Origin of the sequence: Janthinobacterium sp. 17J80-10 (assembly GCF_004114795.1) — a bacterium.
In the GTDB taxonomy this organism is placed as follows: Bacteria; Pseudomonadota; Gammaproteobacteria; order Burkholderiales; family Burkholderiaceae_D; genus Paucimonas.
The window spans coordinates 294,590-320,087 of sequence record NZ_CP035311.1 but is presented as its reverse complement, the minus strand read 5'-3'; the positions used below and the strand labels follow the sequence as shown (position 1 = coordinate 320,087).

The 25,498-nt window shown below is 58.8% G+C and carries 24 protein-coding genes; 4 read left to right on the top strand and 20 right to left on the bottom strand.

The window, feature by feature from the left end; genetic code table 11:
- Positions 1-15: 15 nt before the first annotated feature.
- The gene (locus tag EKL02_RS01370) at positions 16-933 is read right to left on the bottom strand and encodes a sensor histidine kinase (RefSeq protein ID WP_128900358.1); all 918 of its coding nucleotides are present in this window, start codon (positions 931-933) and stop codon (positions 16-18) included.
- 335 nt (positions 934-1,268) lie between these two features.
- On the opposite strand from EKL02_RS01370, the gene EKL02_RS01365 reads away from it, so the two are divergent.
- Entirely contained in the window at positions 1,269-2,213 is a 945-nt protein-coding gene (locus tag EKL02_RS01365; protein WP_128900357.1) for a Tim44-like domain-containing protein, read from the top strand.
- Between the two features lie 81 nt (positions 2,214-2,294).
- Here the strand turns inward: EKL02_RS01365 and EKL02_RS01360 are convergent, their stop codons facing one another.
- The 6 genes from EKL02_RS01360 to EKL02_RS01335 form a co-directional block, all read right to left on the bottom strand.
- Positions 2,295-4,076, bottom strand: a complete 1,782-nt coding sequence (locus EKL02_RS01360; protein WP_128900356.1) for an FtsH/Yme1/Tma family ATP-dependent metallopeptidase — start codon at positions 4,074-4,076, stop codon at positions 2,295-2,297.
- Between the two features lie 266 nt (positions 4,077-4,342).
- The gene (locus EKL02_RS01355; RefSeq protein ID WP_128900355.1) at positions 4,343-4,594 is read right to left on the bottom strand and encodes a DUF6139 family protein; all 252 of its coding nucleotides are present in this window, start codon (positions 4,592-4,594) and stop codon (positions 4,343-4,345) included.
- A 97-nt stretch (positions 4,595-4,691) separates the two neighbouring features.
- Complete coding sequence (locus tag EKL02_RS01350; protein ID WP_128900354.1) at positions 4,692-4,994, bottom strand: antibiotic biosynthesis monooxygenase; 303 nt, start codon at positions 4,992-4,994, stop codon at positions 4,692-4,694.
- 379 nt (positions 4,995-5,373) lie between these two features.
- The gene (locus tag EKL02_RS01345; protein ID WP_128900353.1) at positions 5,374-7,209 is read right to left on the bottom strand and encodes a PHB depolymerase family esterase; all 1,836 of its coding nucleotides are present in this window, start codon (positions 7,207-7,209) and stop codon (positions 5,374-5,376) included.
- 422 nt (positions 7,210-7,631) lie between these two features.
- A complete protein-coding gene (locus EKL02_RS01340; protein WP_128900352.1) occupies positions 7,632-7,901 on the bottom strand; it encodes a GlsB/YeaQ/YmgE family stress response membrane protein in 270 nt (89 codons plus the stop codon).
- A 262-nt stretch (positions 7,902-8,163) separates the two neighbouring features.
- Positions 8,164-8,685, bottom strand: a complete 522-nt coding sequence (locus EKL02_RS01335; protein ID WP_128900351.1) for an SET domain-containing protein-lysine N-methyltransferase — start codon at positions 8,683-8,685, stop codon at positions 8,164-8,166.
- Positions 8,686-8,934: 249 nt separating this feature from the next.
- Here EKL02_RS01335 and EKL02_RS01330 point away from each other — a divergent pair, with 249 nt between their 5' ends.
- Positions 8,935-9,222 carry a hypothetical protein gene (locus EKL02_RS01330; RefSeq protein ID WP_128900350.1) on the top strand — a complete coding sequence of 96 codons (288 nt, stop codon included), beginning with the start codon at positions 8,935-8,937 and terminating at the stop codon, positions 9,220-9,222.
- A 6-nt stretch (positions 9,223-9,228) separates the two neighbouring features.
- On the opposite strand, the gene EKL02_RS01325 is transcribed toward EKL02_RS01330, so the two are convergent.
- The 3 genes from EKL02_RS01325 to EKL02_RS01315 all read right to left on the bottom strand — a co-directional run bounded on the left by EKL02_RS01325 (position 9,229) and on the right by EKL02_RS01315 (position 12,122).
- Positions 9,229-10,002: a YiiX/YebB-like N1pC/P60 family cysteine hydrolase gene (locus EKL02_RS01325; RefSeq protein ID WP_128900349.1), complete on the bottom strand. Its 774-nt coding sequence runs from the start codon at positions 10,000-10,002 to the stop codon at positions 9,229-9,231.
- A gap of 92 nt (positions 10,003-10,094) precedes the next feature.
- Positions 10,095-10,658, bottom strand: a complete 564-nt coding sequence (locus EKL02_RS01320) for a phasin family protein (RefSeq protein ID WP_128900348.1) — start codon at positions 10,656-10,658, stop codon at positions 10,095-10,097.
- Between the two features lie 315 nt (positions 10,659-10,973).
- Entirely contained in the window at positions 10,974-12,122 is a 1,149-nt protein-coding gene (locus tag EKL02_RS01315) for a patatin-like phospholipase family protein (protein ID WP_128903330.1), read from the bottom strand.
- A gap of 136 nt (positions 12,123-12,258) precedes the next feature.
- On the opposite strand from EKL02_RS01315, the gene EKL02_RS01310 reads away from it, so the two are divergent.
- On the top strand, positions 12,259-13,764 hold the full coding sequence (locus EKL02_RS01310; protein WP_128900347.1) for a DUF4080 domain-containing protein: 1,506 nt from the start codon (positions 12,259-12,261) through the stop codon (positions 13,762-13,764).
- Positions 13,765-13,772: 8 nt separating this feature from the next.
- Here the strand turns inward: EKL02_RS01310 and EKL02_RS01305 are convergent, their stop codons facing one another.
- The 3 genes from EKL02_RS01305 to EKL02_RS01300 are packed head-to-tail and all read right to left on the bottom strand — an operon-like array spanning position 13,773 to position 15,453.
- Positions 13,773-14,009: a DUF3717 domain-containing protein gene (locus EKL02_RS01305; protein ID WP_128900346.1), complete on the bottom strand. Its 237-nt coding sequence runs from the start codon at positions 14,007-14,009 to the stop codon at positions 13,773-13,775.
- Positions 14,010-14,049: 40 nt separating this feature from the next.
- Positions 14,050-14,199, bottom strand: coding sequence for a hypothetical protein (locus tag EKL02_RS18095; protein ID WP_164931889.1), 150 nt, complete (start codon positions 14,197-14,199; stop codon positions 14,050-14,052).
- A 36-nt stretch (positions 14,200-14,235) separates the two neighbouring features.
- Positions 14,236-15,453: an MFS transporter gene (locus EKL02_RS01300; protein ID WP_128900345.1), complete on the bottom strand. Its 1,218-nt coding sequence runs from the start codon at positions 15,451-15,453 to the stop codon at positions 14,236-14,238.
- 184 nt (positions 15,454-15,637) lie between these two features.
- Between EKL02_RS01300 and EKL02_RS01295 the strand changes: the two genes are divergently transcribed.
- A complete protein-coding gene (locus tag EKL02_RS01295; RefSeq protein WP_128900344.1) occupies positions 15,638-16,426 on the top strand; it encodes a DUF72 domain-containing protein in 789 nt (262 codons plus the stop codon).
- Here EKL02_RS01295 and EKL02_RS01290 read toward each other — a convergent pair.
- From EKL02_RS01290 to EKL02_RS01260, 7 genes are all read right to left on the bottom strand, one after another.
- Complete coding sequence (locus tag EKL02_RS01290) at positions 16,423-17,259, bottom strand: alpha/beta hydrolase (RefSeq protein ID WP_128900343.1); 837 nt, start codon at positions 17,257-17,259, stop codon at positions 16,423-16,425. The two genes, EKL02_RS01295 and EKL02_RS01290, sit on opposite strands and share 4 nt — an antisense overlap.
- Positions 17,260-17,261: 2 nt before the next feature.
- Positions 17,262-18,338 carry a branched-chain amino acid ABC transporter permease gene (locus EKL02_RS01285; RefSeq protein ID WP_128900342.1) on the bottom strand — a complete coding sequence of 359 codons (1,077 nt, stop codon included), beginning with the start codon at positions 18,336-18,338 and terminating at the stop codon, positions 17,262-17,264.
- Positions 18,335-19,366, bottom strand: a complete 1,032-nt coding sequence (locus EKL02_RS01280; RefSeq protein ID WP_206732432.1) for a branched-chain amino acid ABC transporter permease — start codon at positions 19,364-19,366, stop codon at positions 18,335-18,337. Before EKL02_RS01280 ends, EKL02_RS01285 begins: the two co-directional genes overlap by 4 nt.
- A 7-nt stretch (positions 19,367-19,373) precedes the next feature.
- On the bottom strand, positions 19,374-20,111 hold the full coding sequence (locus tag EKL02_RS01275) for an ABC transporter ATP-binding protein (protein ID WP_128900341.1): 738 nt from the start codon (positions 20,109-20,111) through the stop codon (positions 19,374-19,376).
- On the bottom strand, positions 20,108-20,914 hold the full coding sequence (locus EKL02_RS01270) for an ABC transporter ATP-binding protein (protein WP_128900340.1): 807 nt from the start codon (positions 20,912-20,914) through the stop codon (positions 20,108-20,110). The genes EKL02_RS01275 and EKL02_RS01270 overlap by 4 nt, the downstream gene beginning before the upstream one ends.
- 95 nt (positions 20,915-21,009) lie before the next feature.
- Positions 21,010-22,191, bottom strand: a complete 1,182-nt coding sequence (locus EKL02_RS01265; protein ID WP_128900339.1) for a substrate-binding domain-containing protein — start codon at positions 22,189-22,191, stop codon at positions 21,010-21,012.
- A gap of 568 nt (positions 22,192-22,759) precedes the next feature.
- Entirely contained in the window at positions 22,760-25,399 is a 2,640-nt protein-coding gene (locus EKL02_RS01260; protein WP_128900338.1) for a DNA topoisomerase III, read from the bottom strand.
- Positions 25,400-25,498: the final 99 nt, after the last annotated feature.

The window sequence follows — 25,498 nt, the reverse complement described above, 5'->3', positions numbered from 1 at the left end:
TCGTGCCGACTGCCGTCAGGCTTTGCTGGCGCTGTGCGGCGACAGGGGCAACGACACCGTCAGTGCCAGGCCCTTGCCTTTTTCCGTGACAATCGACAAGCTGCCGCCTAACGCCGATACCCGCTCCTGGATGCCGATCAGGCCAAAGGCTTTGGCCTTGCGACGACAGGCAGGAAAATTGCCGACGCCGTTGTCCGCCACGCGCAAATGCAGGCCATGGCGGTTACCATGCAGGCTGACATCAACCCTGTCCGCATTGGCATGGCGCGCGACATTGGTAAGCGATTCCTGCAGAATGCGCAGCAAGGCCAGGGCATGGGCATCGTCCACCGTGAATTCGCTGCGATCCGTGCAGAGCATGCAAACGATGCCGGTGCGGCGCTCAAATTCCTGTATCTCCCATTCGAATGTGGCAACAAGTCCCAGGTCAAGCACGGCCGGGCGCAAGTTATTGATGATCACGCGCACATTCTTGATCATGCTGTCGATATTGTTCAGGGCGGATTCGACCGTAGCGTCGATTTCCGGCTGATCGGCACCGGCGGCGCGCTGCATCATGAGGACATCGATGCGCAAGGCCATGAGGTTCTGGCCAAGCTGGTCATGCAATTCGCGTGCAATGCGCTTGCGCTCTTCCTCGATGATTTCGCCGGTATGGTGGCCAAGTTCGCGCAAAAGTTGCTGCGACTGCTGCAGTGCCTGCTCGGCGCGACGACGCTCGGCAATTTCCGCAATCAGGCGTACGTTAATTCTCTGCAACCTGGCTGTGCGCTCGTGGACCCGCCTGGCGGACTTGGCCACCTCGATGCCCTGTTCCTCCAGCGCGCACTCGTCTTCGACGGCATCGTCCGCTTCGGCGAGGATCGCCGGATTGGCTTCCAGGTTACGCACGTCATCCGAAACATGATTCGGAGGAAAGACCGGAGGAACCATGAGAAATAACGTTGGGAGTCAATGGAAAGCCCATGAGGACTTGCAGTGCAGCCGCCACAAGAGACCAATAGACCCGCGAACGCCATATTGGTTGCATGCGCCAACGGGACCGGGCGATTTGCGCTCCCGATCGCGGCGCGCCACAGCCAGAATCGTCCAACCCTTCCGTTTTTAGGAAGTAAATATTCCGATAATTTCTCTTTTTATATGAGGCAGCGGGCACTATCATATCGACCTAAGTGTCATAGGATTATCTGTCTTGTCTTTAATCCCTGACCGAATGACGGCCATGGTGGCCGCTTTCCAAATCGCAAGCTTTTATTCTGGAGATCTGCATGAAAACATTATTAACGGCAATGCTGGTTGGCGCTCTGACGCTGACCATCGGCCTGTCCAGCGCCGAGGCCAAGCGCATGGGCGGCGGCGGCTCATTTGGCAAGCAGTCGCAAAGCGTCAACCGCCAATCCTTGCCGCCATCGCAAAACCAGGCGACCAATGTCGCCAAGCCGGCGGCGCCTGCCGCAGCCGGCGCGGCTGCAGCGGCCAAGCCGGCCAGCCCGTGGAAAGGCATCCTCGGCGGCGCGCTGCTGGGTCTGGGCCTGGGCGCCCTGCTGTCGCACCTGGGCTTGGGCGGCGCCCTGGCCAGCGCCATCAGCACGATGCTGATGATTGGCTTGCTCGCTGCAGCGGCATTCTTCATCTACCGCATGATCAAGCGCAAGTCGGGTGGTCCTGAGCCGCTGCGTCCGGCCTATGCGAATGCCGGCGCCGGCGCTGCCGGACCGGGCTTCAATACGCCCAACATCGGCTCGCGCCTGGAACCGTCGCAACCGGCCGCCTTTGCTGGCGCGCCGCTGGCCTCGGGCGCCGCTGACACTGCCGATAACAGCACTGCCGCCTTTGGCGTGCCGGCTGACTTCGACACCACCAGCTTCCTGCGCCATGCCAAGACGAACTTCATCCGCCTGCAAGCGGCCTGGGATAGCGCCAACGTCAACGATATCCGCGAATTTGCGACACCGGAAATGTTCGGCGAACTGCGCATGCAATTGCAGGAACGCGGCGCGTCCGCCAACCATACCGATGTCGTCTCGCTCAATGCCGACTTGCTGGGCATTGAAACCGTGGGCAATGACTATCTGGCGAGCGTCAAGTTCGACGGCATGATCAAGGAATCCGACAATGCCCCGGCTGCGCCGTTTGCCGAAATCTGGAACCTGTCCAAGCCGCTCAATGGCCAGGGTGGCTGGATGCTGGCTGGGATCCAGCAAGTGAATTGATTGCTGCTTCGCAGATAAAAAAACGCCCGCAGATGCGGGCGTTTTTCATTGGCGCAAGCGCCCTGGCAAATCGCTGCTGGCTTACGCCGCGACCACCAGCGCCACCGGGTCGCCGTCCATCATTACCTTGAATTCGCGCACGTCGTCGATATCCAGCTCTTCGCGCTCCAGCAAGCGCTCGACCATCGCCGCCATCACATGCTGGTGCGTGGTAAGGAGGGCGGCCGTATTTTGCTTGGCATGCGCCATGATCTGCATGGCTTTCTGCTCGGCTTCGTAGCGCAACTGCGGGCTGGAATCCTCGTCGATGGTCAAGAGGCCAAAGTCGGACATGCCATGGCGGCAGACCAGGTTGCGGGCGATTTCGGAGGCACGCGACAGGTCGTCATCGGCGCCGGTAGTCATCGAATCCATGAACAATTCCTCGGCCACGCGCCCGCCCAGCAAGACATGCAGGCGGTTGACCAGGTCGGTACGCTCGATCAGCAACTGGTCCTTGGCCGGCGTCATGAAGGTCTGGCCGAGCGATTGCCCGCGCGGCACGATCGACACGGCGGTCACGGGATCGGTACCGCCAGCCATCGCCAGGATGGCATGGCCGCATTCATGGATGGCCAGGCGGCGCCGGCCATCCTGGTCGATCAGCGACAAGGTGGAGCGTCGCTCCTCGCCCATCAGCATGACATTGCGTGCGCGCAAGACGTTTTCCAGGGCCACTTGTTCTTCGCCGTTCTGCACCGCGATCATGGCTGCCTGGTTCATGACGTTGGCCAGGTCTGCGCCGGAAAAGCCGATGGTCTGGCGGGCGATTTCGCCGTAATTCAACTGGTCGGCAACGCGCACCTTGCTGCCGTGGATTTTCAGGATCTGTTCACGTTCCCTCAGGTTGGGCTTGCCGACCTGGATGCGGCGGTCGAAGCGGCCCGAGCGCAGCAGCGCCGGATCGAGCGAATCGAGGCGGTTGGTGGCGGCCACGACAATGACGCCATTGTTGTTTTCAAAGCCATCCATCTGTACCAGCAACTGGTTCAGGGTGCTGCTCATTTCGCGCGCCGCGGCCGAGCCTTCATTCATGCGGCGGCCGCCGACGGCATCGATCTCGTCGATGAAGAGCACGCAGGGCGCCATGGCACGGGCGCGGGCAAACAGGCGCTTGATTTTCAGGGTGGAAACGCCGACGAACATGGAGCCAAACTCGGAACCATTGGTGGCGATGAAATTGGCGCCCGATTCGCCAGCCAGCGCTTTCGCCAGCAGGGTCTTGCCGGTACCCGGGTCACCATACAGCACCACGCCGCGCGGGAAATTGGCGCCGATCTTTTCATACACCTCCGGATCCTTCAGGTAGCTGGCAATTTCCATGAGATTGCGCTTGGCTTCCTCGGCGCCGGCAACATCGGCAAAGCTCACCTCGGTTGCGCGCTTCTTCTTCAGAAACGGCAGCGCCAGCGGCTCGGGACGCGAGGCCACCAGCCCGAACAGGCCTAGCACCGCCAGCAACACCAGCATCGGCAGCATGGTTTCCAGGTTGATCGCACGACGATCGATTTCCACATTCGCGCCCTTGGCAGTGAAACGGTTGGCCGCTTCAACGTCCATGGTCGGCAGCTCCACGGTATAGCGCTTGCCATCCTTGAGCCTGACCTCGGCCTTGCCGCTGTCGCGATTGGGCGCGATGGTTACCGTGCCCACCTTTCCGGCATCAAGGTCACTGGCAAAGCTGCTGTAGGTTTGCGTGACATGATGGGTATGCTGAAAGCCGAAGTAGGCGGCAATGGCGCCGACGAGGGCCAAGCTGGCAAAGGCGATCAGCACCTTGCGCCAAAACTGTCGTCGCTTGATGCTGGAAATGCTGCTGGACATGAATAAATTCTCCTGAAAGCAAGAGGAAGGAAGGCAATATTTGCCTGCCAAAAAGGGGATCTGTCGTTAGTCCACGTTCTCTTGCTGCAGTTCAATTGGAACAAGGCGAAATGCCGGATTTTTTGGGGAAATGCGCCAAAAAAGCCCACCAAATGACAACAATTGAAGAGAATGGCAATTAAAGGAAGTGATGCGAGGAACAAACCTAGCCGTGCGGAAACAGAAAAAGAGCGCACGGGCCGGCAAACGCGCCGGCCCGACGCCGATCACATAGGCAATTCTCCATCGCCCAGCGTTTTCACGCTGGTAATGGCATAGCCCTTGGAGGAAATTTGTTCGATCGGATCGTCGATGGAAAACTGCGGCAGGCGTTCGACGCTGTCATCCAGATCCATGCTGCGCTCGGCGGCCTCCCAGTCGATACTGGTGGCTTCGTCCGGGATGATATTGCCTTCAGGCACTGCCAAATAAGAAAATTGACCGCCCGTTTCCGGACGGCGATAGATATCGACACGCATAGTATTCCCCTTGTCAAAATTAACCCTTATTTTGACTACCGAGGCCTACAAAGGTTGCGGCATTTATGTCGGGTTGTGAACGCCCGACAGGTGGATTTCAGTCTGACTTGGCCAGCAGGGTGAAATGCTCCACCACCGGCGGCGCGGCAAAAAAGGGACCGACCAGCGCGCGCCAGGCCGCAAAGGCCGGCGACTCGCGAAAATCCACAGTATGGTTTTCCAATGTTTCCCAGAAAATCATCAGGACATAACGCTCTGGGGACTCCATGCCCTTGTTGATTTTGAAGCCCTTGAAACCTTTGGCCTTGGCGATGATGTCGGTCACGCCATGCTGGATGGCTGTGTCGAATTCACCCTGGCGGCCGGCCTGGATGCGGATATCTGCAATTTCAAGAATCATGAGTAGCCTGCTTGCAAGTTAAAACCGCAATTATGGCATTTTCGAATGAAAGCAATGCTGGCTTAAGGAAGGCTTGCACCAAGTGAGGAATTTTCGTCCTGATGTGGGTATATTTGGCAATTGTAATTTTCTACACGCTATGCCTGACGGTATCGGGCATGTTCATTTTTCAATATAAAAGGAAATATCATGAACCAACATGCCGCGATCCCGTCTGCGCCCGCCATTTCCGGCACCGGCATCCTCTGGCTCAAGCTCTCCGGACTGATCTACAGTGTGTTTCCTCAAGCAGGCGAGAACCGCCAGGCGCGCATAAAAAAAGGGCAAGCCTTCCTGGCTTGCCCTTGGTCGCACGCGGGGCGCTGCTGCGATCAGCGACTTACTGCGGGCAGGCACCGATCACGTAATACCCCGGCTTGGTCTGGGCCAGAAGGGCATAGTTGAAGATGGTGTACAGCCCGATGGTCTGGTTCGAACCCTTGGCCTTGGCAAAACCGAGCGAGTTGACTGCGCGGCCCTGCAATACGTGGGTGTAATTGCTCGAATAGTGCGCGGTGCATTTCCAGCCATCCTGTTGCAGGGTGGTTACCGACACCGGGGGATTCGAGCGTTCGCCTTCACCTGCGGCGTTCACCGTGGATACCGCGTACTGGTAGGTGGTGGCAGGGTCAAGTCCGGTATTGGTATAGGTGGCTGCGGTAAGCGGTGCGGACGTCACTTTGACACCATTGCGATAGACGTGATAACCGCTGGCGCCTGTGACGGCATTCCAGGTCAGGGTCACGCTATTGGTGGTGGACGCCGCCACGATGTTGCCGGGTGGCGGCAGTACGGCGACCGGTTCGCCGATGCTGACGCTTGCCTTGCAAATCGTCGAGCTTGCATTGGCATTGTCGGTCGCGCTCACCGTCACTTCATATTTGCCATTGGCGCCCGGGGTATACGTCTTATTCAGGCTGGTGCCAGTACCGGTGATTTCGTTAAACGATTTCGGGCCGGTATACGCGACCTTGTAGCTGGCAATCACGCCATCGCTGTCCTTGGCTGCAGCACTGACGGTAAAGCCGCTGGTGCCGGCAGCTTCCGCCTTGCACCACTCGATGACCGGCGACTGGTTGCCGTCGACCTTAGGACGGCGATTGTTGTCGATCAGCCAGCTGAGCGCATACTGGGCGTAGTTCATGCCTTTCTGCGCCACCCAGACGCCGCCCTTGTTGACGTCATTTTCCTGGCCGCTGCCGGCCGGCCAGGCATGGCCGACATTGTAAATGCGGGTAAGCGACAGGGCGTCCTGCTCGGCCACCTTCGACTCGCGGTGCTCGCCCAGGAATTCCGCTTCCGCCGTGGCGTTATTGTTCACCTTGACCGCCGTGCCCAAAGCGCCGCCGACGTAGAGCTTTCTGAACATTTCAGCATTGATGGTGCTCCACTTCTTGCTCACAAGCTGAAAGGTGCCGGGGCAGTTAGTAGCGCCCGCAGAAAAGGCGCAGCCCGGCAGTTCGGCATTCTTGTCCTTTTCGCCGTAGGTGATGTTGGCGATCTGGGTGTTGAAGTGCTGAAGCTTGTCCGTCCCGGCCAAGGCCTTGCATTTCGCCAGTGCGGCATCGGCCGTGTAGGAGATTTCCCCCTCAACCTTGACGGCCTGCATCTGGTCGCTGCCCACAGAAGGACCCGCCACGATACCGACACCGGCAATCACTTCCGGTGCCTTGCACGCGGTCAGCATGGCAACCGACGCGCCGGACGACATGCCGCTGATATAGACATGACGCGGATCGATGTTCAGGGCCTGGCGCTCGACGAGCGTCTTGGTCAAGGCGACGAGATTGGCGACATGGCCAGAACCGTCACGCGCGCCATCGTAATCCCAGCATTTGGTGGATGGGAACAACGGCCAGGGCTTGCTGCCCACACCCGGCACGACCACGACGGCACCCTTTGCTTCGGCAGCGGCAGGCAGATTGCCCCACTGCTTGAGCTGGTCATTGCTCTGGTCACAGCCATGCAATACCACCAGCAGAGCACGCTTGCCGCCCACCATCGCGGTGGTGGGCGTATAAATCCAGGTTGGATGCGTGGACAAGGTTTCTGGTTGCGTATTCCAGCTGCCGGCAGCCCAGGCGGCCGGTGCGGTCAGGGCGCTTGCGCCAAGCAAAAGCGTCAAGCTGATTCTGGCGATATGCGTGCGTACTACCGAAGGGTGCTTCAATGGCATTACAGGTCTCCATTTTGATCTGCAGGATTGGAAAGGGGCGCATCGTCCCGGCTTTGACTGCCGTGTTTGATGCGATAGCAATAGTCGCCTGCCGCTTTTTCTTGCATCGCAGCATTAGCGAAAGTTGATCGTATGTTAATTATTATAAAGACAACAGTCAACGAATTCTGATATTTTTGTCAGAAAAATCCTACGGCGAAATGAGGAATTTCCTTAACGCAAGCAATTACTCGCGAACAAGTACTGCGTCATGAACGAACAGGCTGCTGCGGATCGCTTAATTCTGGGGGAGGCTGCAAGTAATCTTGCAAGGATTGGGGAAAGAGGAAGGAAAAAATCGAGAGGATTGCACGCTGAGTGCCGATGAAAACGAAGATGCGTTCGCACAGTGCGAACGCATCGGTTGCGGGGAATGCTGCGGATTAGCGTGTGCGGCCGCGGCGCACCAGGTTGACGACCATCAGAAGGATGATGGCGCCGAGGAAGGACACCAGCAAGGAGCCCAGGCTGAAGTCATTCTGGTTAATGGTCCCGGTGCCAAATAGCGGAGCGAGCAACCAGCCGCCCAGCAATGCACCGATGATCCCGACCACGATGTTCAAGATCATGCCCTGCTCAGCATCGGTTTTCATGACAAGACTCGCCAGCCAGCCGATGATACCGCCTATTACTATCCAGATAATGAAGTTCATGTTGTTCTCCAAAAGAGTATGCAATGTCATCTCGAAACAAGTCGCCTTCTAACCGGCCACTCTAGGGATGCTAGCAGGCGAACTCACTCTTCGGGATAGGACATTGACTGATTGTTAGGTAAGAAAACAATACGAAAAAGCCATTAAAATAACGAGCAGAAATGGTTCTTCGTAACTTCACTACGACAAAATTTTATTTAGAAAAAGTTTCAAAAAAATATCCTTCAGACTGTCCGAGCGTTTGAGGTTGCGCAGGATTCATTCACGCTCGCAACGGCTTCTTGCGGCGGGGAGCAAGCATCGTTTTCCGGCAACTCTGCGCACCGCAACGGCAAGCATAGTCGCGCTTGACTGCCGCCGTCTGCCTGGCGTCGAGCACGAGCCCATAGTCATAGCCCAACTCCTCACCCGCGGCGATATCGTGCAGCGCATAGATAAAAACCCGGCCATTTTCTTCGCGTGCTTCGCAATTCGGCTCGCATGCATGATTGATCCAGCGCGCGTTGTTACCGCCTGCATCGCCATCGATCATGCGGCCGTCTTCCAGGCTAAAGAAAAAAGTATGGTGCGGGTTTTCCGGATCGCGACCATGGCGTTCGATGGCCTGCTCTTCGGTGATGCGCTCGCCCTTGTATTCAACGAGGCGTGTGCCGGCGGCGATTTCGCGGGCCGCAAATACACCCCGGCCGTGGATACGCGAGCCCCTGACGACGAAGGCCGGTCCCCGGCGTACATTGGCTGACGAATCTGGCGTCACGGATATGGAAGCAATGTCTTTGTACATGGTGGGAGTTCTCCGGGAGCGGCATTCATAGGATCCGAAAAGGCAGCAGTGTACAGCGAATGATGGCAAATGGCATGCCAATCCAGCAATCCCCGTCAAGGTCATGCAACGACATTGCCTGTTAGTGGTTCGACAAACGGCCGCAAAATTTGCAACACGCGCGCCGACACCGTGAAAAAAATTTCTGGATTCGCGTGCATTGCCCGCCTATTTCAGCCATCATATTTTCATTGCTGTGGAGAAATGGAAATGGCTGTATCAATCATCATGCTGGAGCGCCGCGCACGCTATCTGATGGGCGCCGCTGCGGTCGTCGCCGTCGCCACACTGGCGGCATTTGAAATGGGCTGGATCGCAACGGCCCCGCACTACAAGGAAAATGCCTGGTACCTGGTCGGCGGCAACGCCAGCTTTATCGTCACCAGCGAATACGCCGACGAAGCGGCGTGCCGGCGCGAAGAAAGCGCATCATCCGTGTGCCGTCCCGGCAAGGCCTTGCTGGAGGAAGCGCAGGCCGTGCGGCCCGGCCAGGGGTAAAGATGTCTACTCACCCTGCGCGATCGTCGTCTCCGGCTGGAATTTCAAATGGCCGATATAGGCCAGCGATTGGTGGGTGCGCATGGCAGGCACATCGCCTGCGCGCATGTGCATGATGTCGGCGGGACTGACCCAGCGCGGATCGGCTTGCGTCAAAGGCAAGCCGGCCTGGCGGTAGGACTCCAGCACCAGCTGGGAGCAAAAGAAACGGTCATTGCTGGCGGTACCGAGCTGAATCGTGGCGATGCCATGCAGGCAGGCGTTGCGTACCACTTCCGGTATCAGCGGCAATTCGCACAAGCGCCGCTGCAGGGAAAATGGCGCTTGCAGCACGATGCCGACATGGTCATACGGCTTGCCGACGTTTTGCATGGCAAAGCGCCGGATCGCTTCGCCATGTTCGGGACGCAGCTCGGGATGCCGGAATACTGCCACCACCGCTTCGTCACCAATCACTTCATCGAGCCTGCGCACGCGGACGCCTTGACCCACCGCCTCGACAATCTGCTGATCACCCACATACAGGGACGCATGGCTGACCGGCGCCAGCGTCAGCAATCGAATGCCGATCGACGGAATGCCATTGGCAGCGGATAACAGGATATCGCCCGGCTGCAGCATGTCCCCGGCGATCAGCTGGCCGCCGTTGCGCGGGGTGAGCGCGGAGTTCTGGAAACGCAACAAGGGCGACCCGGCGCCACTGGATTCAGGCACCGGCTTGATGCTGGTGGCGCACCCGGTGCAAAGGGCAAGTGTGAGCAACAGAGCAGTCAGCCGCATGCGTCGATATCCTTTTCATATGCCGATGCGGCATTGTCCACCATAAAAAAACGGGCCGCAATGCGGCCCGTTTCTGTCAGCGGGGAAGCTGTTTACTTCTTGGCGCGGCCGGTAGCCTTTTCAGCAGCTTGCGTGAATTGCACAGTAGCGGAGCTGAGGTTGGTTTCGATGGCTTCGACGGCTTGCTTGGTGGTCTTGGCCAGTTGCTCGTAGCCAGCGTTGGCGTTGCCGATCATCGACTTGACGATGGCGATCACGTTTTCCGAACCAGCCGGCGCGTTCTTGGCAACGTCGTCCACCAGGGCAGCAACCTTGCGGCTGGTTTCAGCGATCTGGGCTTCAGCAGTCTTGGTGATTTCAGCCTGTGTCGAGGAAGCGATATTGGCGATATGGCGAGCATATGCAGCGGCTTTTTCAGCGTTCGGCTGGGCTTGTGCAGCAGCCAGCGAGAAGAATTCTTGCGGATCCTTGGCAGCCAGCAATTGCTTTGCCGTTGCGTTGGACTCTTCCAGGGAAGTCTTCGCAACAGTCAGGTTCAGGTCGATCAGCTTCTCAACGCCTTCGAAGGCTTTGCTGGTCAGGGCGGTCACCAGGGCGAGCTGGGCTTCAACGTTGGCTTTGGTAGCGGCGGAAAATTGGTCTTGGATCGAAAACATTTTGCTTCTCCTAAATAGAGGGGAACGACAGTAGTCGGTGGGCAGCGCACGTTGTGCACCGCAACAATGGCTATTTTAGACCCGTCTTTGTTTTTGTCAAGGAATTTATTGTGCGTCGCAACAAAAATTTTATTTCGTTGCTCAATCCACACATTGCGGGGCCCGCAAGCTCTCTATGGAAATAATTCCGTGCTGCATTGTTGCATTGCAGCCAGCGGATTATAAAAGTGAATTGCCAAATGTTCAAATATTTATTTGGCAATTTATTGTTGCATCGCAAGGTTTGCTCAATGCAAATTCAACCGGACGGCAGGCTTATTTGATGTCCACGGCATTGGCCTGGTCTGGCACCAGTTCATGCACGACGATACCGGTTTCGGCAGGGACAAAGGAAGTCCAGCCGCGGTGGTGGATGGCCCGCATGGCATCGTTGTAGCCCTGTTCCCAGCGCCACTCGATGGAACCACGGGAAAAATTGATATCCTTTGACGCCATGTGCCAGTCTCGCCCCGAGTAGGCCAGGCGCACGATATGGATGGTGGAATCGCGCCCCACTGCCTCCAGCGCATAGGCCGTGCGCTTTTGGCAGGCATCGGGCAACTCGGCATGCAGTTTGCGCACCAAGCTGCGCAAGTGGTGCAACTCCAGGTAATGCTCGATGTGATTTTTCGAGCGCGAGGCATACATCACATCCTTTTGCCGGGTGGCCACCTCGTCGATCGTGGTCGGCTCGTCGCCGGAGGCGCTCCACAAGTCCACCATGAAGCACAGGGTATCGATGCGCGGCTCGTCGTCGAGCACGGTTTCCAGCGGCGTGTTGGAAAACAGGCCGCCATCCCAGTACAGTTCGCCATCGATGCGCACGCCGGGAAATCCCGGCGGCAGGGCGCCGCTGGCCAGGATATGCTCCGGCCCGATGGCCTGGCGGCTGTTGTCGAACACGGCGCGCCTGCCGCAACTGACTTTGACCGCCTCCACCGTCAGGCGCATGCCGTCGGCCTTGTTGAGATAATCGAAATCGACCAGCTCGCGCAGCGTGTTTACCAGCGGCGCAGTGTCGTAGAAACTGGCTTCTTCCGGGTCGACCGGCATGCCTAGCGGAAAGGGATGCAAGCCGCGCGGCGAAAAAAAGCCCGGCACGCCGCGCACGACCGTATCCAGCGTGGACATGCGGATATTGAATTGCCGGGCAGGATCGGACACCTTGCTCATGTCGAAAGCATCACCATGCGACACCCGGTCCCAGAATTCCTTCAGACGCGTCAGGCAATTGCCGCGCTTGTTACCGGCAATGATGGCGGCGTTGATGGCACCGATGGACGTGCCTACGACCCAGTCCGGCGTCAGGCCGTGTTCATGCAACGCCTGGTAAACGCCAGCCTGGTACGCTCCCAGCGCGCCGCCGCCCTGCAAGACCAGGGCAATGCGATGCTGGTGGGGATTGATGTCGTTGCTTGCCTTCATATCCATGGAGTGCCTCTGCCGAAACGAATGGCCTAGTGTATCGCGCAATGCGCCGGCGCGTTCATGCCGGCAGCGCCGCCGGCACCGCGCAACCAGCGTAGAATGGCGCTTTTGCCGCCTTTCCCGCCGCCTGTCCATGACCATTCTGCTGTCCACCCTGAACGCCCGCTTTGCCCATGCCTCGCTGGGGCTGCGTTATCTGCTCGCCAACATGGGCGAGCTGCAGGAGCAAACGCGTCTGCAGGAATTCGTCATCGGCACCAAGACCACGGAAATCGTCGAAAAGCTGCTGGCATCCGGGCCGCGCATCATCGGCCTGGGCATTTATATCTGGAATGTGGAAGAGACGGCCAAGGTCGTCTCGATGCTGAAGCGCGTTGCCCCGGACGTAAAGATCGTGCTGGGCGGGCCGGAAGTATCGTACGAAACCAATGATCAGGAAATCGTCAGGCTGGCCGATTACGTCATCACCGGCTGGGGCGACATCAGCTTTGCCGAACTATGCCGACAAATCCTGCGTGGCCCGCAGCCGCTGATGAAGGTGCAGGCCGGCGTGCAGCCGGCGCTGGCCGAGCTCAAGCTGCCTTACGATCTCTATACGGACGAGGATATCGCCCACCGCACACTCTACGTCGAAGCCTCGCGCGGCTGCCCCTTCAAGTGCGAATTCTGCCTGTCGTCGCTGGACAAGACCGCCTGGCCCTTCGACCTCGATATCTTTCTGGGAGAGCTGGAAAAACTGCACACGCGCGGCGCGCGCCTGTTCAAATTCGTCGACCGCACCTTCAACCTGAATATCAAGTCGAGCCTGAAGATCATGCAATTCTTCCTCGACAAGTTGGCCGCCAACCCGGCCGATCCCGTCTATGCCCACTTCGAAGTGGTGCCGGACCATTTGCCCGAAGCGCTGAAGGAAGCCATCGTCAAATTCCCGCCAGGGACGCTGCAGTTCGAAATCGGCATCCAGAGCTTCAACCCCGAAGTGCAAGCCCTTGTCAGCCGCAAGCAAAACAATGAGAAAGCCGCCGACAACATCCGCTGGCTGGTCGAGCACTCGCATGCGCACATGCACGTCGACCTGATTGCCGGCCTGCCTGGAGAAGACATCGACAGTTTCGCGCGCGGCTTCGACCAGCTGCATGCCCTGAAACCGCATGAAATCCAGTTCGGCATCCTGAAGCGCCTGCGCGGCACACCCATCATCCGGCACACGCCGGGCTTTGGCATGGTGTATGAAGCCCATCCGCCGTATACCATCCTGGCCACCGACTGCATCGATTTCGCCACCATGCAGCGGCTGGTGCGCTTTGCCCGCTACTGGGACATGGTTGCCAATTCCGGGCGCTTCGCCAACACCCTGCCGCATATCCTGGACCAGGCGCCTTTTGCGCGCTTCATGGCCTTGTCGGACTGGCTATATGCGAAAACCGATGCCACCCACCGTATCGCGCTGGACCGGCTCGCCGCGCTGGTAGGGCAATGGCTGCAGGAACAGGGATTGCTGGCGGAGACGGCACAGGCCTTGCTGGAAAGCGATTACGCCGGCCAGGCCCACAAGAAACACCTGCAACCGAAAGCGGCAAAAACAGCAAAAACCGAGGGTTCGCTGCCGCAACGGCAGGCGCGCCACCTTGCAGCGTAAGCGCTTGCTTACGCGCTAACGCCTGCGGTTGCAGCAGGCCGGGCGAGGAAGGCTTCGATGAGTTGGCGCGGGACAAAATCCAGCGTGGCCAGCGAAAAGCTGTGGGTGCGGTGAAAAATCATCAAGGCATACACCGTCGCCAGGGCATTGACTTCGGGCGAGAGGGCGCATTCTTCCCCTGTCGCGGGTTTGCGCGCACGCCAGTAATTGATCGCCTGCTCCAGCTCGATGAGCGTTATTTCCATGGTATTCAATACATTCCGCAAGGAGGGGAAAGACCTGCGGCTAAGTGCACAGGGTGATGCGGTTGGCCAGATCCACCACGAACGAGGGCTGCAGGTAAGCCATGAACACGGCAGCCAGCACGGCGGCCAGGAGCATGGCGCCGGCAATGCGGCGCAGTCGGCTCGCCGGGTGATTCAGTGGTTGTTCCATCCGAGCCTCCGTCTGACGCCAGGGCCGCCGGCCGCTTCAGGCAGCAACAACCTGCTTGCGGGCAATCGGCTTTTCATTGATCGGCAAGTTGATCACGGCGGCAAAGAGGCCCAGTGCGATCGTGATCATCCAGACAGTATTGTAGCTGCCTTCCCTGGTGAACAAGTAACCGCCCAGCCAGACCCCGATGAAGCTGCCGACCTGGTGGGAAAAGAACACGAAGCCCGACAGCATGGACATGTATTTCACGCCGAAAATGCCAGCCACCACGCCATTGGTCAGCGGCACGGTGGACAGCCACAACAATCCCATTGCCGCGGCAAACACGTACACCGACACCGAGGACAGCGGGGCCAGCAGGAACAGGGCAATGACGACCGAGCGGGTGATGTAGATGGAGGACAGCAAGTAGCGCTTGGGCAGCCTGCCGCCCAGCTTGCCGGCATAGTAGGAACCGAAGATATTGAACAGGCCGATCAGCGCCAGCGCAATCACTGCCACGTTCGGATCCATCATGCCCTTGTCCTTCAGGTATGCCGGCAGGTGCACGCCGATGAACACCAGCTGGAAGCCGCAGACGAAGTAGCCTGCCAAGAGCATCAGGAAAGGCTTGTAGGCAAAGGCTTCGCGGATCGCCTCGCCAATGCTTTGCTGATGGCCGCCGGTGTCGTCATAGACGGGTTCGCGCAAGAACCAGGCCGTCGGCAGCATGACTAGCAGCAGCAGGGCCGCCAGCAGGTAAAAGGCATTTTGCCAGCCAGCGGCGGAAATGAGTTGCTGCTCGATCGGCATCAACGCAAACTGGCCGAAGGAACCGGCGGCGCCGGAAATGCCGAAGGCCAATGAGCGCTTTTCTGCTGGCGCAACACGCCCGACAATGCCGCTGACGGCGCCGAAAGCGGTACAGGCAAGGGCTGCGCCGCCGAGCAGGCCGGCACCCAGCACGAACAGGGTCGGCTGGGTCACCAGGGCCATCCACAAGAGGCTTGCCGCATACAGCAGCGCACCGACGATGACCACGCGGGCAGTGCCGATGCGGTCGATCACCATGCCGGCCAAAGGACCGAAAGCGCCCCACATCAGGTTTTGCAGCGCCATGGCGAGTGAGTAAGTCTCACGTGTCCAGCCATTGGCTTGCGAAATCGGCTGCAGCCAGAAACCATAGCCATGGCGCACGCCCATGGCCAGTGTCAGCACCAGGCCGCTGGCGATCAGGACGGTTTTCAGGTCGGGGGCACGTTTGGCAATCCACATGGCGGCAAGTCTCTTGTTATTACAGGTTATGAGTGTAACTCAAAGCGCGCCGGCAGGTGGCCCACCAGTTTCTAAATGGCAAGCATCTCCCCGAACGCGTTTCTGCAAGTTGCCCCGTGAACCCCGCTCTGCTTGCCGACTCCAATTGGGGCCCGCTTCAGTGCGCCTGATGCTTTGATAAAAGATGGAACCACAATTGTTTTCTGCGGGGCGCAATGCGCCTTTGATTGGCTGTGCCGGCTGGAGCATCGCCAGTGCCCAGCGCCTGCATTTTCCCGAAAGCGGCAGCCATCTGTCGCGCTATGCCGCGGTTTTGCCGGCGGTTGAAATCAATAGTGCCTTTTACCGGCCGCATCGGCCCGATACCTACCGGCGTTGGCGCGACAGCGTGCCCGAGGCTTTCCGGTTTTCCGTGAAAATGCCGCGCGCCATCACGCATGAACAGCGGTTGCAGGATGCCGGTCTGTTGTTAGCGCGCTTTCTCCAGGAAGCAGGGGAATTGGGTGACAAGCTGGGGTGCCTGCTGGTGCAGCTGCCCCCCGGCTTGCCGTTTGACCCGCGCAGCGCCGCAGCTTTTTTTACGTCACTGACGCAACAAACGGCCACTGCAGTGGTGTGCGAAGCGCGCCATCGCAGCTGGTTTTCTCCGGAAGCAGGCGCCATCCTGGCGTCATTTGGCGTTGCACAAGTGCTCGCCGATCCTCCCGTGGCGCAAGTGCCCCTTGTCGCGCAGGGTGCGCACACCGTCTATGTGCGGCTGCATGGATCGCCGCACATGTACCGTTCCTCCTATGCGCAAGAATTCCTGCTGCGCCTGGAAAGCGAACTGCGGCGATATCAGGAAGCCGGCAAAACCGTGTGGTGCATTTTCGACAATACGGCAGAAGGTGCGGCAATGCCCAATGCGCTGGCGCTGCTGGCGCAATTTGGCGCAGAAACGCTTGCAGACGTGAAGAACGGCGAAGGCGCCTAGCTGGCGAGGAAGGCGCGCACGATCTCGATTTGCGCCGGCACGTTCAGGCACGGGGCATGGCCGCAATCGGGAATGATGGCTGCTTGCGCGCGCGGGCCGCGGCGGGTCATTTCATCGACCACATCCTGCAGCAGGAGATCAGACGTCTCGCCGCGCAAGACCAATGTCGGCATGTCGAGCTGGTCGTAGAATTCCCAGGTGCGGTAATCGGTCGGGTGCACGAAGAACTGGCGCACCATGGCGGGATCGTAATGCGTGGTGATCTTGCCGTTCGGCAGTCGGCGCGTCGACGTTTCCGTCATGCGGCGCCACTGCGCATCGCTTTGCCAGCCATATGGCAGGTAGACCTTGCGCAGGTAAGCTTCGAGTTCGGATACGGTATCGAATTGCGGCGGGTTGCCGGCATAAGCCTTGATGCGCTCGAGCGCCTCGGGCGCGAGCATGGGGCCATTGTCATTCAATACCAGGTGACTGATACGGCCTTTGAGGGTCGTGGCTGCGGCACGGGTGCCGATGGCGCCGCCCATCGAGGTGCCAACCCAGCGCGCCTGCGCGATGCCGAGCTGGTCAAACAGGGATTGCGCAATTTGCGCGTAGAACGCCAGGCAGTATTCCTGGTCTGGCGCAGAACTCCATTCGGAATAACCGCGCCCGATGGTATCGGGCGCGATGATCCGGTAAGTGCCGCACAAGGCCTGCGCGAGATCGTCGAAATCCCGGCAGGTGCGCGCCAGGCCGTGCCACATGATGAGTGGCGGCGCATTTCTGTCACCCCACTCCACATAGTGGATTTCACGGCCCTGGCAACGCAGGTAGTGCGAACTTGGCTGCATGCTTACTTTTTGCCGATGCGCAGCGCACGCAGGCGCAGCTTGCCAACGACCCCCATCGGCAGGAAGTACACCGACAGGATGAACATCACGCCCAGCCAGAGGATCCAGCGGTCAGGATCGAACAGGTGCGAGACGAACGGGATCTCTGACGTTGCGGTATTGACCACCTTCATCAAGTCCTGCAGATAGTTTTCTGCCAGCAGGAAGATCGTCGTACCGGCAACAGCACCGTACATCGAGCCCATCCCGCCGATCACGATAATCAACAGGATGTTGATCATGATGGCGAAGGACAGGGACGTGTCCGGTCCGTTGTAGCGCAGCCAGATCGCCAGCATGCATCCAGCCAGCGTCGCAAACAACGCCCCCAGGATGTTCGACCAGATGCGGAAGATCACGATACGGTAGCCAATGGCTTCGGCACGGAAGTCATTTTCACGGATGGCCTGCAGGACGCGACCGAACGGCGAGTTCACGATACGCAGCATTGCCAGGAACAGCACGACTGCCATCACGAACAGGACGTAGTAGGTCAGCAGGCGGCCGTTGATGGCAACGCCCAGCACCGGATTGTCCAGGAAGCTGGTTCCCGGGGAGAACACATCCGGCAGCTTGAAGTTCAAGCCATCGTCACCACCGCTGATTTCCGACATTTGCGATGCCAGCGTCAGGAAGGCGGTGGCCACGGCCAGGGTGATCATGGCGTAAAACAGCGCCCGTACCCGCAGCGACATCAAGCCAATGACCAGCGACAGAATCAGCGACAGGGCGAGCGCGCCACCCATGCCGATGAACAGGCTGTCCCACCCGGCACCCATACGCGTACTTGCAATCGCAATGCCATAGGCGCCAATACCGAAGAACATGGTATGGGCAAAGGAGAAAATACCTGTGTAGCCAAGCAGCAAATCGAAGCTGGCCACCAGCACGATGAAGATCAGGATTTTGGCGGCGACATTCAGTGCCTTTGCTCCGGGGAACAAGAACGGCGCGAATGCCAGACCCAGCACAATCAGGATCAACAATCCGGTCAGCACGCGGCTGCGCGGAAAATCGGAGGATAAAAGACGCGAGATCATCGGTTGGTCACCTTATAAATACCGTTCGGACGCCATACGAGAATTGCGACCATCAACAGGATGTTGGAAACAAGAGCCACTTTCGGCATCAGATAACCGGTGTAGTTTGCCAGCAGGCCGACCAGCATGGCGCCGACAAAAGAACCACCGGTGGAACCCAGGCCGCCGATAATGATCACGATGAAAATCAGCACGTTCACGCCCGCACCCATCTGCGGCGTCAAGCCTTGCTGGTAGAGTCCCCACAACACGCCGCCCAGGCCTGCCAGGGCAGTACCGGTGACGAACACGCCGACGAACAGGGTCTTGATGCGATAACCCAGGCTTTCCACCATCTCGCTGTCCTGCACGCCGGCGCGGATCAGCAAGCCGACCTTGGTGCGGTTCAGCACCACCATCATGACGGCAAACACGATCAGGCCGATGACCACGGCGAAGACGCGATACTTCTCGAACGGGATGCCGAGGAATTCGCCAGCGCCCAGCAGGGTCGTTGGCACCATCATGGCTTTTTGTTCCGCACCCCAGACCACCTTGATCAGTTCCTCGCCGACCACCATACCGCCCATGGTGATGAGGATCTGCATCAAGTGCAGGCCATACACGCGGCGCACCAGAACACGTTCGAATATCCAGCCGACAATCCCGGACACCACCATGGCGGCCGCAATGGCTGCCATGAGCGCGCCCAGGTTGAGCATCAGGCTATCGGCGGTGACCCAGTCGGAGAGAAGGCCCAATACCGAATAGGCGACATAGCCGCCCAACGCAATGAACAGGCCATGACCGAAGTTCAGCACGTCCATCAAGCCGAAGATCAGGGTCAGGCCAGAGGCGATCACGAAAATGATCATGCCCATGGCCAGGCCGGCGATCGTCAGGGTGAGCCAGGTCGACGGGCTAATGAACGGCAAAGCCGCCAATGCCAGCACCGGGGTTAGCAATAGCGGGATCCAGTCGATCTGCTTTTTGGGTATTGCAGCCGTCTGGACGGCTTTTTTTGCAATGGGGAGTTCAGCTGTGCTCATGATTTCCTCATTGGTGAGCGTTCAGGGAAAGACCCAGCAGCTGCGTCTGCAGCGCTTCGTCTTCAGCCAGTTCTGCCATCAGACCGCGATGCACGATTTTGCCGTTGTCCATGACGGCCACGGTGTCGCCCAGCTGCTTGGCAAAGTTGAAGTTCTGTTCGACCAGCAGGATCGTGGTATCGGTTTGCTTCAGTTCGCGGAAGGCCGAAATCATGTTGGCGATAATTGCCGGCGCCAGGCCCTTGCTGGGTTCGTCGATCAGCAAGAGCTTGCGCGGCTCGACGATGGCGCGGGAAACCGCCAGCATCTGCTTCTGGCCGCCCGACAGCTTGCCTGCAGGATGTTCCCAGAATTTTTTCATCGCCGGAAACAGCGAAAAAATCCATTCCAGGCGCTTCTGGTCGATGTCTTCGGCCGTCTTCGCATGGCGCGCTGCGAGGGTCATGTTTTCACGCACGGTCAGGTCCGAGAAAATCCCCATGTTTTCCGGCACGTAAGCAATGCCCAACTGGGAAATGTCCGGCGTGGCCTTCTTGGTAATGTCCTGGCCATCAAACGTGATGCTGCCCTTGGAGGCTGGCCACAGACCCATGATGGTGCGCAGGGCGGTGGACTTGCCGGCGCCGTTACGGCCCAGCAGCATGGTCAGTTGGCCGCGCGGCACCTGCAGGTCGACGCCGTGCAGGATGTGGTACGGCCCGATGTGCGTATTGACGCCTTCGAGTTTCAAGAGGGGGGCATTCATGCGGCTTCTCCAACCGGCGCGAGACCGAGATAGGCTTGTTGGACGACAGGCGAGGCGATCACGGCTTCCGGTTCGCCATCGGCCATCAGGGTGCCGTTGTGCAGCACGATAATGCGGTCGGCCAGTTCGCGGACCACGTCCATCTTGTGCTCAACCAGCAGGATGGTCTTGTCGCTCTGGGCTTTCAGGTTGCGGATCAGGTCCAGAATCACCGGTACCTCATCGACGCTCATGCCGGCGGTCGGTTCATCGAACATGTAAACCGTCGGATCCAGGGCCATCAGCATGCCCACTTCCAGCTTGCGCTGGTCGCCGTGCGGCAGGGCCGCGGCATAGATGTTGCGCTTGCCAGCCAGAGCGACGGCTTCGAGGACTTCCTCGGCGCGGGAGATCAGGTCCTTGTGGTCGCTCCAGATATTCCACATATCCAGGCCCAGCTGGCGGCGCGATTGCAAGGCCAGGCGAACGTTTTCCAGCACGGTCAGGCGCGGAAACAGGCTGGTGAGCTGGAAAGCGCGGCCAAGGCCGGCATGCATGCGGGCCGAAGCCTGCAGATGCGAGATATCTTTGCCGTTTAGCAGCACTTGGCCAGCTGAAGCATTCAGCTGACCGGAAATCAGGTTGAAATACGTCGTTTTACCGGCGCCGTTCGGACCGACGATGGCGGTCAGGGTGCCCGTCTTGAAGGCACAAGACACCGAATTCACTGCAACGTGACCGCCGAAACGGATGGTCAAGTCGCGCGTCTCCAGCGACACAGTACCGGCTTTCCTGCCGGCCGGGTCTATTTTTTTTACAGACATGCAGAACCCCGCTAAAAAATCTGTGTGATGACCGGGGCAGGCATACCGCCCGCCCCGGTTATGTGCCCGCGATTGCGGGCGCTTGCAGCGTTTGATTAACGCTTGTTACGGATAGGAACTTCCATTTCTTCCGGCTTGATTTCGCGCACCAGCTCAGGCACGCCCCAGACGAATGCCGGGTCGTTCTTGATCTTGAAGTGGTACATCGATTGCATTGCCTGATGGTCTTCCTTGCGGAAAGTCATCTTGCCCTTCGGCGTATCGAAGCTCAGGCCTTCCATGGCTGCGATCAGCTTGTCGGTGTTGGTGTCGCCACCGGTCTTCTTCAAGGCTTCAACCACGGCGATACCTGCTGCCATGCCGCCGGCGGTGAAGAAATCAGGCGGGGTCTTGAAGCGCTTGTAGTGCTCGGTGTTCAACCAGTTGTTGACCGGGTTCTTCGGGATGCCGTAGTAGTAGTACAGCGCGCCTTCCATGCCTGGCAACTTCTTGAACGCAGCCATCGCCGGCAGGATGTTGCCGCCGGTGGAGATTTCGATGCCATAACGCTCTTTGAGGTTCATGTCGGCAAACTTGCCGAACGGGTCGCCGCCACCTGCCCACACCAGCCACATGATCTTGCGGCCTGGTGCATCCTTGAGCTTTTCAATGATGCGCTGGGCGCTGGCGGTGAAGTCGGTGGAAGTTGGCGGCGCGTATTCTTCATGCACCAGCTTGGCATTCTTGATGGCGCCCTTGAACGCCTTGATGCCGTCGCGGCCGAAGGACGAGTCCGGCGCAAAGGTCACCACGGTGGTGCCAGCCTTGTCGATGGCAATGGCGTTGGAGATGGCGTCTTGTGAAGAATTGCGGCCGGTACGGAAAATGTACTTGTTCCACTTTTCACCGGTGATGGCGTCGGCCACGGCCGGCTCCACCAGCAGGATCTTCTTGAATTCTTCAGCGATCGGCAGCATGGCCAGGGCCACGCCCGAGTGGGTCGGGCCAACAGCCAGGTCGACCTTGTCATCCTGGTAGGCGGCGGTCAGCTGGGCCTTGCCGACGTCGGGCTTGCACTGGTCATCCTTGTCGATCAGCACGAGCTTGTTGCCGCTGACTTCGTTGGTGCCCTTGGTAGCGTATTCCAGGCCCAGTTGCAGGCCGACCTGAGTTTGCTTGGCGTAAGCTTCCAGGATACCGGTCTTGCAGTAAATGTGGGCGATCTTGATGTCCTTGGCTTGCACGGATGCGGCAGCGCACATGATGGCCAGGGCGGATACTACGTGACGTCTCATCATCTTCTTTCCTCTTGGTGGGGTGAATCAATCAATATATTGCAAGCATTGTGTAGAAGATCAGCATTCCTGCTGGTCTGTCAACGCATGGAATGTGGCAGCGTATTTTTTTGCCGACAATTCCACACTTTCTTACATTTGAATACGTCCTGCGCCCAAACCGGTTGTGCCGGTTCAGTACCAATAGCTTCCGGTTGGCGAAGCCTTGAGGTGGCCGACACGCAAAACGTGTCAACAGAATGTTATTAACCCAGAGCAGCGAAGGGCCGGCATCAGCCTGCAATGGTGCACTGCGTCAATACGGCGCACATTATAGCCATAATGCCAACTTTCGCATAGTTCTGTATCTCCTTAGGAAATTTGATCTGGCGCAAACTTCCCTAGTTACTCTTAATTGTTTTATTGCATTCTATGGACGGTTACTTAAACAGGAATTAATTTTTTAAGTTTTGTGCAAGAGAGCGACAGCGTTTCTTGCATACCGGCGAATAAAGCGACACCAGACTGGCCGAATGGCCAGTCTGGTGCGGGGAAAACATTGGCAGCGGGCGCCGCCAGGAGGGGGGAAGGTTTAGGCAGCGGCCTTTTTGGCAGCAACTTTTTTGGCGGGGGCCTTCTTGGCCGGGGCTTTTTTGGCCACTGCCTTTTTCAATGGCACCTTGGCGGCGACTTTTTCTACCGGAGCGGCAGCCTCATCGGCGGACTTGGCAGCCTTGCCTTTGGCCGGCACCTTGGCCTTGCGTTCCTCGAACTCGAAGCTGACCTTGCCATCCTTGCCGCGCACCAGGAAGGCCTTGAAAGGCCGGCGGGTGCGTTGCGAGATGAAGCCTGGCAGCAAGTCGGTCTTGCCTTCATTGAGCAGCTTGGCCATCTGCTCGGGCAGGATTTCCTGCTGCAAGATGATGCGGCCGCTGCGGAAATCACAGGCCTTGGGCTTGGCGACCGTCTTTTCGCAGACATAGGCCAGGCCCATTTCATACACGCCGCTGGCGCATTTCGGGCAGGGTCCGAGTGCGGTCTGGCCGGTAAAGTCGACGCCTTCGGCATTTTCGTCATCGTCCTGGTTTTGGCCAAAGTCGAATTCGAGCTTGAAATTCTTGATTTCTTCGTCACGCGCGATCTTCAGGATGGCGGCGAACGGCCGGCCCATTTTCGAGCGGAAACCCTGCAACGGACCGATTTCGCGCTTGGCCAGCAATTCCTCGACCTCGGCGATTTCGAACTGGCGGCTGCCCGGCGTCTTCGACATCGAGAATTCGCACTTGGTGCAGGCAAAGCGCCGGTAGTTTTCCTTGACCACGCCGCCGCAATTCGGGCACGGCGTCTTCAGGGTCGCGTACTCGCCGGGGATGGTGTCGTTGTCGTATTCCTTGGCGCGCTTGACGATGATCTGCGTCATTTGCGCGATTTCGCGCATGAATTCCTCGCGGCTGATCTGGCCACGCTCCATTTGCGACAGCTTGTATTCCCAGCCGCCAGTCAATTCCGGCGAGGTCAGCTCCTGCACGCCCAGGCCGCGCAACAGCGTCATCAGCTGGAATGCCTTGGCCGTCGGGATCAGTTCGCGCCCTTCGCGCAGCAAGTACTTTTCATTCAGCAGGCCTTCGATGATGGCCGCGCGCGTGGCTGGCGTACCCAAGCCCTTGCCGGCCATAGCTTCGCGCAACTCATCGTCATCGATCAGCTTGCCGGCGCCTTCCATGGCGGACAGCAGCGTGGCTTCCGAATAGCGCGCCGGCGGCTTGGTCACGAGGCCATAGGGCTCGACCTTGTCGGTCTTGACGGTTTCGCCCTTGGCGACCGCCACCAGGATCTTGGTCTTGTCTTCATCCTTGTCACCAGCGGCTTCCTTGCCATAGATGGCCAGCCAGCCGGGATTGGTCATGACCTTGCCCTCGGACTTGAACTTGTGGCCGGAGACTTCGGTAAAGCGCGTGGTGACCTGGAACTCGGCTGCCGGGAAAAACACCGACATGAAACGGCGCGTGACCAGGTCGTAGAGTTTCTGTTCCGGTTCCGACAGGTTCTTCGGCGCCTGGGTGGTCGGGATGATGGCGAAGTGGTCGCTGATTTTCGTGTTGTCGAAAATGCGCTTGTTCGGCTTGACCCAATCCTTGTTCAGGATTTGCTTGGCGAACTGGTGGTAGTTATTGTTTTCCGCAACCGTTTCCAGGGTTTCCTTCACCGTCGCAATGTAGTCTTCCGGCAGGTGGCGCGAATCGGTACGCGGGTAGGTCAGCACCTTGTGCTTTTCATACAGCGCCTGCGCGAGACCCAGCGTGTTCTTGGCAGAAAAGCCAAAGCGGGCATTGGCTTCGCGCTGCAGGCTGGTCAAATCGAACAACGCCGGCGCCATTTGCGTGGTGGGCTTGGATTCTTCCGTGACCGTGCCAGTCTTGCCGCGGCAGGCCGCGACGATGGAATCGGCAGCGGCGCGGCTCCACAGGCGTTCGGGCTTCTTCTCCGGGTCGGTGTCGTCTTTCTTGTGCTGCAGATCGAGCCAGCGGCCTTCATAGATGCCGGCGGCGCAGACGAAATCGGCGCGCACTTCCCAATAGTCGCGCGGCACGAACTTCTTGATCTTTTCTTCACGCTCGACCACGATCGACAGGGTAGGCGTTTGCACACGGCCCACCGTGGTCAGGTAAAAGCCGCCTTCCTTGGAATTGAAGGCGGTCATGGCGCGCGTGCCATTGATGCCGATCAGCCAGTCGGCTTCGCTGCGGCAGCGCGCGGCGTCGGCCAATGGCAGCATGTCTTCATCTTTGCGCAATTGCTTGAAGCCGTCGCGGATCGCGCCCGGCGTCATCGACTGCAGCCACAGGCGCTTGATCGGCTGCTTGGCCTTGGCATATTGCGCAATCAGGCGGAAGATCAATTCACCCTCGCGCCCGGCGTCGCACGCATTGATCAGGGCAGTGACATCCTTGCGCTTGATCAGGCGGTTCAAGACTTTCAGGCGGGACTCGGTCTTGGCAATCGGGTTCAGGGCGAAGTGCGGCGGGATCATCGGCAAATGCGTAAATGTCCACTTGCCGCGCTTGACGTCGTATTCTTCCGGCACGCCGATTTCGACCAGGTGGCCGACCGCCGACGACAGGACGTATTCGTCGGATTCGAAATACTCATCGTGCTTGGTAAAGCCACCGAGCGTCTTCGCAATATCGTTGGCGACGGAAGGCTTCTCGGCAATGATGAGGGTCTTAGTCATAAATCCATTCTCGTGTGGTGGGCGGCGCGACGCTTCGTCCGCCGCAGTGGACAAGCAGACCAGGCTGGAGCAGTGCTGCTTTTATGGATAGAAACAGAC

Bases quoted from the DNA above. Each gene is read 5' to 3' on its own strand.
- EKL02_RS01370 (WP_128900358.1), bottom strand. From the start codon at position 933: ATGGTTCCTCCGGTCTTTCCTCCGAATCATGTTTCGGATGACGTGCGT.
- EKL02_RS01365 (WP_128900357.1), top strand. From the start codon at position 1,269: ATGAAAACATTATTAACGGCAATGCTGGTTGGCGCTCTGACGCTGACC.
- EKL02_RS01360 (WP_128900356.1), bottom strand. From the start codon at position 4,076: ATGTCCAGCAGCATTTCCAGCATCAAGCGACGACAGTTTTGGCGCAAG.
- EKL02_RS01355 (WP_128900355.1), bottom strand. From the start codon at position 4,594: ATGCGTGTCGATATCTATCGCCGTCCGGAAACGGGCGGTCAATTTTCT.
- EKL02_RS01350 (WP_128900354.1), bottom strand. From the start codon at position 4,994: ATGATTCTTGAAATTGCAGATATCCGCATCCAGGCCGGCCGCCAGGGT.
- EKL02_RS01345 (WP_128900353.1), bottom strand. From the start codon at position 7,209: ATGCCATTGAAGCACCCTTCGGTAGTACGCACGCATATCGCCAGAATC.
- EKL02_RS01340 (WP_128900352.1), bottom strand. From the start codon at position 7,901: ATGAACTTCATTATCTGGATAGTAATAGGCGGTATCATCGGCTGGCTG.
- EKL02_RS01335 (WP_128900351.1), bottom strand. From the start codon at position 8,685: ATGTACAAAGACATTGCTTCCATATCCGTGACGCCAGATTCGTCAGCC.
- EKL02_RS01330 (WP_128900350.1), top strand. From the start codon at position 8,935: ATGGCTGTATCAATCATCATGCTGGAGCGCCGCGCACGCTATCTGATG.
- EKL02_RS01325 (WP_128900349.1), bottom strand. From the start codon at position 10,002: ATGCGGCTGACTGCTCTGTTGCTCACACTTGCCCTTTGCACCGGGTGC.
- EKL02_RS01320 (WP_128900348.1), bottom strand. From the start codon at position 10,658: ATGTTTTCGATCCAAGACCAATTTTCCGCCGCTACCAAAGCCAACGTT.
- EKL02_RS01315 (WP_128903330.1), bottom strand. From the start codon at position 12,122: ATGAAGGCAAGCAACGACATCAATCCCCACCAGCATCGCATTGCCCTG.
- EKL02_RS01310 (WP_128900347.1), top strand. From the start codon at position 12,259: ATGACCATTCTGCTGTCCACCCTGAACGCCCGCTTTGCCCATGCCTCG.
- EKL02_RS01305 (WP_128900346.1), bottom strand. From the start codon at position 14,009: ATGGAAATAACGCTCATCGAGCTGGAGCAGGCGATCAATTACTGGCGT.
- EKL02_RS18095 (WP_164931889.1), bottom strand. From the start codon at position 14,199: ATGGAACAACCACTGAATCACCCGGCGAGCCGACTGCGCCGCATTGCC.
- EKL02_RS01300 (WP_128900345.1), bottom strand. From the start codon at position 15,453: ATGTGGATTGCCAAACGTGCCCCCGACCTGAAAACCGTCCTGATCGCC.
- EKL02_RS01295 (WP_128900344.1), top strand. From the start codon at position 15,638: ATGGAACCACAATTGTTTTCTGCGGGGCGCAATGCGCCTTTGATTGGC.
- EKL02_RS01290 (WP_128900343.1), bottom strand. From the start codon at position 17,259: ATGCAGCCAAGTTCGCACTACCTGCGTTGCCAGGGCCGTGAAATCCAC.
- EKL02_RS01285 (WP_128900342.1), bottom strand. From the start codon at position 18,338: ATGATCTCGCGTCTTTTATCCTCCGATTTTCCGCGCAGCCGCGTGCTG.
- EKL02_RS01280 (WP_206732432.1), bottom strand. From the start codon at position 19,366: ATGAGCACAGCTGAACTCCCCATTGCAAAAAAAGCCGTCCAGACGGCT.
- EKL02_RS01275 (WP_128900341.1), bottom strand. From the start codon at position 20,111: ATGAATGCCCCCCTCTTGAAACTCGAAGGCGTCAATACGCACATCGGG.
- EKL02_RS01270 (WP_128900340.1), bottom strand. From the start codon at position 20,914: ATGTCTGTAAAAAAAATAGACCCGGCCGGCAGGAAAGCCGGTACTGTG.
- EKL02_RS01265 (WP_128900339.1), bottom strand. From the start codon at position 22,191: ATGATGAGACGTCACGTAGTATCCGCCCTGGCCATCATGTGCGCTGCC.
- EKL02_RS01260 (WP_128900338.1), bottom strand. From the start codon at position 25,399: ATGACTAAGACCCTCATCATTGCCGAGAAGCCTTCCGTCGCCAACGAT.